This is a genomic window from Ornithinibacillus halotolerans (assembly GCF_014637405.1).
Classification (GTDB): domain Bacteria; phylum Bacillota; class Bacilli; order Bacillales; family Amphibacillaceae; genus Ornithinibacillus; species Ornithinibacillus halotolerans.
Genome location: NZ_BMEY01000033.1, coordinates 20,855 through 27,344, shown reverse-complemented (window position 1 = coordinate 27,344; position 6,490 = coordinate 20,855). Strand labels below are relative to the sequence as shown.

Here is a 6,490-nt window from a genome sequence, read left to right as displayed (position 1 = left end):
AAATTAGAAACCATCGTTTTCATCTCTCCTTTGGGATAAGTAAATGGAAGTTCTGTGATAGGTATTTCCATTTTACTAGAAACGATGGTTTTTTTGTATTTAATGACTATTTACTATACTAGGCACCTCCCGAGTAATAAACACCGAATAAACAGCAAAAAACTTCCATTTCCTAGGAAATTGTCCTCATTAATGGAAGTTTTTTCATCAATTATATTGGTCTTTTTTACACTAACACAACAGCTACTACAGATACGACAAGTGATACAATGGTCATTGCAATTAATGGTAGCATCGCCTTGTTTTTTACTTCTTTTAAACTTACACTTAGTCCTAGTCCGACCATCGCCGCCGTTAGAAGCCATGTCGTGAATGTATACACTCCTTCTAACATTTCTTCAGATACTGGGATAGCGTTACCTAGAACGAAGCTACCAAATAAGCTCATTGCGATAAATCCTAACAGAAAGTATGGGAAGGCAATTTTTGTCTTCTCTTCTCCAAGTTTACTCGCCTGTCTTCGTTTCATGAAATAGATCAACACAAAACATAGTGGTACAAGTAAGAATACACGTCCAAGTTTCGCTAGTAAGGCCATGGCTAATGCATCTTGTCCTGCTGGTGCTGCTGCTAAGGCAACATGGGCAAGTTCGTGCAAACTCATTCCAGACCAAATCCCATAGTCTTCTGCTGAAAATGGTAAGATGGGACGAATAATTGTATATACAATTGAAAAGATCGTCCCCATTAAAGCAATAATCCCAACCCCAATGGCTGTTTCATCATCATTGGCTTTCACAATTGGGGCAACCGCAGCAATCGCCGCTGCACCACATACGCCGGTTCCAACACCTAATAGTAACGATATATTGGCATCTGCTTTCATCGCTTTCGCAATCCATACCATTAGCAAAATAGCAACGGCAATAATAATCGCATCTTTAAATAAAAGTCCAATCCCATCACTTAATACAATACCAATATTTAAGCGAAGACCATATAAAATAATCGCTAACCGAAGTAACTTTTTAGCAGAAAAAGTGATCCCTGCTCGAAGCATTTCTGGATAACCAAAGATTTGCCTATAAATAATAGCAATGATAATGGCACATCCAAGCTGCCCAACGTACGTCAGTCCAGGGATTTGTGAAACGACGAACCCGACTGCCGCTAATAAAAAGGTGAATGCTACCCCACCTAACCACCGTAACTGTTTATTCTCTTCGGGTACAGGCTGTACTTTTTCCTGTGCAACTCCCAAACCGTACACCTCCCAAGTAAAGCAATGCAAAACTACTATTCAAACACACTAGTTAATATAAACGAAAGAACTACCCTAATCTACCTTTTATAAAAATGAGACAGGGGCAAAACTTAAATAAAGGTTGTAATAACGAACAAAAACTACATTAGCCCCGGAAATATACGGAGACTCCTTGAAAAAAGAATATCACTTTTTTCTGCGTGCGATGTGTCGCTGTCGAAGCGTTCCTTGTCCTGTGGGAGGAAAGGCATCGGTGAGACCCCGCAGATACACCTGCGTCTACAAGTATCGCTACGAAGCAGTCTTCCTCGGTGCAAGGCAGCAAGGAAGCCTATTCAAGTAGCAGCCTGGCTCACCAGCCGCCCACGGCGAGGTAGACACTGCGATGGTTCTTCCGAGCAGATGTCGCCCCGGTACTGGAAGTGAAAGCGCAGTATATTTCCGGGGCGGGTTAGATGCGCTAACTGTAATGTTCGTTTTCACCTTTGCTAGAAATAGTTTTGCCCCAGCCTCAGGTCTTTCACGTATTACTTATTCCCCCACTCATTATAATCAAGATGTTTATACTTTTCTAGTAATCTCGTTGGCATCTTCAACGCATCACGACGGAATGGAGGAGCAAGTTGTGTTCCGTCCACATAAATATTTAACACAGCAGGCTTTCTTTTCTCTAAAACTTCTTTAACAATAGGAGCAATATCTTCTGGTTTTTCAATCGTATAACCTAATGCTCCCATCGAACGAGCTACTTCTGCAAATTCTGGTGCTTCAATATCTGCCCCAATAAAACGGTTATCATAATAATCCACTTGGTTCTTCTTCTCAGCCGCCCAAGATTTATTGTTAAATACACATGCAATAACAGGGATATTCTGTTCAACTGCTGTACTTACTTCATGGAGACTCATTCCCCATGCACCATCCCCAATAATAGCTTCCATCTTCGGAGAACTTTACAAACCTTATTACGTTCTTGAAGCGTGAGAACCATCCCTGCGCGTACCATGTTACGAGCTATGCTCGGACCGCACAAGCCGTCCCCACACTTCACAGCAGCCCATATTTCCGCTTAAATCGATCTAATATCTTTACCCATCTTGCACTGAAAATGGCGATAAAGACGACATTGCTAATAGCATGGGAAAGATCATGGGTGAAGCTGGATGCATAAATGCCGATGACGAATTCCCATGAGATGTTTTCTATGTTACTAACGATTATCCACAAATTCATGATCCAGCCAAAAAGAAATCCCCAAGCAAATCCGAAAATACATTGAACCCATACTTTACTTAGTAACGAGCGCAATAATCCTGCACTAAGTCCCATCGTTCCCCAACTAAACATTTGCCATGGTGTCCAAGGCCCTTGTCCTAAAAATATATTAGAAACAATTGCTGCAACTGCCCCAACTAAGAAGCCAGACTCAGCTCCAAAGACTAAACCCGCCGTAATAATCACAAAAGACGTTGGCTGCACGCTTGGTATTCCTGCAAATGGTACTCGAGCAATAGCGGCTAGCGCTGCAAGCATTGCCAGTATCACTATTTCCCTTGTTTTTACTTTCTTTCTTTCAAAACGTTTAAAGAACAGTAATAGAAATAAACCAATGATAACGACACTGATGATAAAATAGTGTTGATACGGAAATAAAATAAAGGACAGGCACAAAACCACAAACAATAAGATCAACGCTAAGAGGGGAAATGTGCCACGTTTTTGCATAAAGCCATTGCCTCCTCCAACGTAAGTACTTCTGGTACTGTACTGTTCTGGGTGACGCGATTCATTACAGTCGTATAAAAATAATTTCCTTTAAACAACTCCCTTGGTGTAGCTTCAGCAGTAATTTGCCCTTGAAACAGCATTGCACATGTTGTCGCATGCTGTGCTGCAAACTCCAAATCATGGGTTACCATAACAATCGTTATCCCTTTCTCGTGCAACCCTTTAAGAATCGTTGCTAATTGATGCTTAGAAATGGGGTCGAGTCCTTTCGTAGGCTCATCAATTAGAATAATCTCCGGTTGCTCCATTAACATACAGGCAAGGGCTGCTTTTTGAAGTTCTCCACCGGAACAGTCGGATGGGTGTCTATTTCGAAGATGTTCAATTCCTAACTGCTGTAATCGCTCGGTAATTTCGGATTCTGGGTAACGAAACGATTGTTTCTTTGCAATATAAAGCATTTCTTTTTCAATCGTATCCTGAATGAAAAAAGTAATCGGATTCTGTGGAAGGTAACTAACTTTTTCTAGTTGCTCCATGACCTTCTTCTTCTGATATTTCTGCCCAAGAACCTTTACTTTCCCTCGCCCGGGCTTCAGTAGATTTAAGCAAACCCGTAATAATGTTGTCTTACCTGAACCATTTCCACCAACAATCGCATAAAAATCTCCCTTATGAATAGTGAGGCTAAGGTCCCTGAGTGTCATTGGTAAATCCTTCGCAAATTGAAAAAAGACTTCCTTTAGTTCAATGGCTGGCTGTCCATTCTTTAGCTTGCCTTCTTCCAAAAAACAATCCTCTGGAGTAAGACGAAATGATAGACTGGATAGCCATGTTTTCCCTTGTTTTACGTTCAGTGGGATGTTTTCCTTCACCGGGTAATCCTCTACCTCTAAATAAAACCTTGAAACAGATGGGAGATACAGGAGGAAACGGTTATCTCCTTGATTGTAAACCGCATCGATTACTTCCCGCGGATTCCCTTGATAAGCAATCCTTCCTTGATCCATCATGAGAACACGGTCAGCGAGGTCAAACAATTCCTCCAGACGATGTTCTACTAGTACAATCGTCATCCCAAGTTCTTTATTTATTCGTTCCAACATTAATAATAAATCCTTGGCAGCAATTGGATCCAATTGGGATGTCGGTTCATCAAGTAAAAGAATTTTTGGCTTTAACAACAGAACCGAAAGCAAGTTCAAGATTTGTTTTTGCCCACCAGATAATTCTGAAACCTTTTTCTGTAATAATGGTTCATACCCAAACGTATGGACAAGCTCCGCTACACGCTTTCGCATTTCCAAATTGGAATAGCCGAGATTTTCCATTCCAAAAACCATTTCCTGCAAGACATCATCTAAAATAAGTTGGTTTTCCGGATCTTGAAAGACGAAACCGATCTCTTCTATGGCGACGCGTTCCTCCCATTCATGAAGAGACTTTCCAGCATACAGGATATTTCCAGTTTGTTTACCAAAAGGAGCAAGTTCTTTTTTTATTAATCGCAGCAGAGTAGATTTACCGCAGCCACTAGGTCCACAGATGAGGACAAATTCCCCACTATGAACAGATGTGGATAATTGCTGGATTGCATATTTTTCCGTATCCGGATATTGAAAGGATAAATCGGTTATCGTTAAAATCTCCATCGTAATGTTTCTCTCCCTTCTACCCATAAAGGAAATGCCATTAGCAAAACCATACATCCGAACACCGTCCAATCAATCCCAAAAAATTGCAACGTACCAAGTACTGGATAAATGACTATTTTCCCATAACCTAATGCACCACCTGCGATACAAAGCGCAAAGAGAAAGCATAGTATCATGAGCCAGACCCAGTCACGCTTTTTCATATAGTATGGAATATAGGAAGTTTTTTTCCCTAAGCCATACCCCCTTGCCTTCATGGAATCAGCCGTTTGTATCGCTTCCTCTAACGACCATGTTAAGCCTGTTTGCAGTCGTAACATACCATTTGTCATCCTGTTTTTCATGTTCCCTTCTCTCATGCTCAGCCCCCGAATGTGATGGACATCGCTAATTTCGTCTAACCTTCTTTTTAACAACGGAACAAACCGAATCGCCATCATTACTAAAAATGCCGTACGTGGGAGAAACTTAGAAAATATGTATAAAAACCGATTACCATTTAATATGAGATGAAAAGAAATAGACAGAATAAGTACATTGACGATAAATAGTGCCATCGTCATTCCGTAAATCGTTGCTTCGAGTGTTACTTGTTTCCCACGAAAATAAAATAAGATAGTTGTCCCTCTCGAAACTAAGAAAGGATTTAATAGAATGATAAGGACACTCATCAGGATGAGAACGAGCACCCACTTTTTTAATGCTTTTCCCCCGTCATGGGATAAGTTGACAAAAACGAGTATAAGAAGAGCAGTAATTAAAAAGAGTGGATGATTAAAATACATGATTAACCATCCAACAAAAAGGTAATAACAAAACTGGACGTACGGGTGGAAACTGCGAAATCCATTTTCCAATTGATCACCATCTTTCTAAAAAGCTAAGATCTAGGTACAATGGTAAATTGAGTGACGGGGAACTACATGGTTTTTGCCAACCCAACCAAAAGTACCCCATCACTAAATGCTCTCTAGCGGCGAAACGGCTGTAAATTTGCTCCTAGATCAACGCCTAAATTTGTCGTATAAAGCCACTCGACACGGTCACCTGGTAAAAGTGGGACAACGCCGGCACCCCGGTCTGGAAAAATGCCATTTACTCGATACATCCAGCCACTACCTTGTCCCCGGTCAAATTCATAGACATTATCAATTCCTTCTACATAGGCAGTTGCCCCTTGTCCGCCTCGATAATCCATTTGAATCCGTTTTTCTTTTGTAATGTTAATTAGTGCCTGTAATACCGTATCACCTTCTTCTATCTCCATTTCGGTTGGTGGTAGTGGTATTTCATTCGTTTCCTCGGAAATAACAATAGAAAAAACGATTGTATTAGCTGGTGTTGCTTCTGGCTCTGTATCATTCGGTTCGGATTCAGAAGAATTGTTCTCAGAAGCAGTGTTGTCTTCCTTTTTATGGTTTGGTTGATTTGTTTCCTTTTTTTCCGATGTGTCGTTATCTGTTTTTTTCTTGGATGTTTCCGTATTGTTCGTTGAATCTGGTTGTTGTTTCTTCTCTGACTTTGTTTCTGATCTAGGATTGGATGATTCGCTCTTTTGATTAGAGGAGGTGCTACTTTCCTCTTCGTGCTTGGAAATGTCTTCTACCTTTTTATTCCTCTCTATTCTAGTATCATTCTTTACCGTAGGAGTAGCGTCTTTAGCCAGGTTCTCCTTCTCTTCCTTAACATCTCCTGATGAAACGTTCTCCTCTTTTTCGAGGGCTGCAGTCTGACTTGCCTCTTCTTTGGATAAAGGCATGTCGAGCGATGAATTACAACCAGTAATGATTAATAGCGAGACAATGAAAAAGAGAAGTGCCCAGCGCTTCCACCAATTTGACAT

At 40.8% G+C, this 6,490-nt stretch carries 5 protein-coding genes and 1 pseudogene; all 6 read right to left on the bottom strand.

Going from position 1 to position 6,490, the window contains the following annotated elements; all coding sequences use genetic code 11:
* Nucleotides 1-226: 226 nt before the first annotated feature.
* Nucleotides 227-1,261: a YeiH family protein gene (locus IEV35_RS19480; protein ID WP_188386330.1), complete on the bottom strand. Its 1,035-nt coding sequence runs from the start codon at nucleotides 1,259-1,261 to the stop codon at nucleotides 227-229.
* Nucleotides 1,262-1,791: 530 nt separating this feature from the next.
* A pseudogene (locus tag IEV35_RS19475) lies at nucleotides 1,792-2,199 on the bottom strand (thiamine pyrophosphate-dependent enzyme); the annotation flags it as partial.
* Nucleotides 2,200-2,311: 112 nt separating this feature from the next.
* Nucleotides 2,312-2,989, bottom strand: a complete 678-nt coding sequence (locus tag IEV35_RS19470; protein ID WP_188386329.1) for an ECF transporter S component — start codon at nucleotides 2,987-2,989, stop codon at nucleotides 2,312-2,314.
* The gene (locus tag IEV35_RS19465) at nucleotides 2,959-4,644 is read right to left on the bottom strand and encodes an ABC transporter ATP-binding protein (RefSeq protein WP_188386328.1); all 1,686 of its coding nucleotides are present in this window, start codon (nucleotides 4,642-4,644) and stop codon (nucleotides 2,959-2,961) included. Before IEV35_RS19465 ends, IEV35_RS19470 begins: the two co-directional genes overlap by 31 nt.
* Nucleotides 4,632-5,432 (bottom strand): energy-coupling factor transporter transmembrane component T, encoded by an 801-nt coding sequence (locus IEV35_RS19460; RefSeq protein WP_188386327.1) that lies wholly within the window; start codon nucleotides 5,430-5,432, stop codon nucleotides 4,632-4,634. Before IEV35_RS19460 ends, IEV35_RS19465 begins: the two co-directional genes overlap by 13 nt.
* Before the next feature lie 185 nt (nucleotides 5,433-5,617).
* A complete protein-coding gene (locus IEV35_RS19455) occupies nucleotides 5,618-6,490 on the bottom strand; it encodes a DUF4430 domain-containing protein (protein ID WP_188386326.1) in 873 nt (290 codons plus the stop codon).

Coding starts and splice junctions, on each gene's coding strand:
- IEV35_RS19470 (WP_188386329.1), bottom strand. CDS start 2,989: ATGCAAAAACGTGGCACATTTCCCCTCTTAGCGTTGATCTTATTGTTT.
- IEV35_RS19465 (WP_188386328.1), bottom strand. CDS start 4,644: ATGGAGATTTTAACGATAACCGATTTATCCTTTCAATATCCGGATACG.
- IEV35_RS19460 (WP_188386327.1), bottom strand. CDS start 5,432: ATGTATTTTAATCATCCACTCTTTTTAATTACTGCTCTTCTTATACTC.
- IEV35_RS19455 (WP_188386326.1), bottom strand. CDS start 6,490: ATGTCAAATTGGTGGAAGCGCTGGGCACTTCTCTTTTTCATTGTCTCG.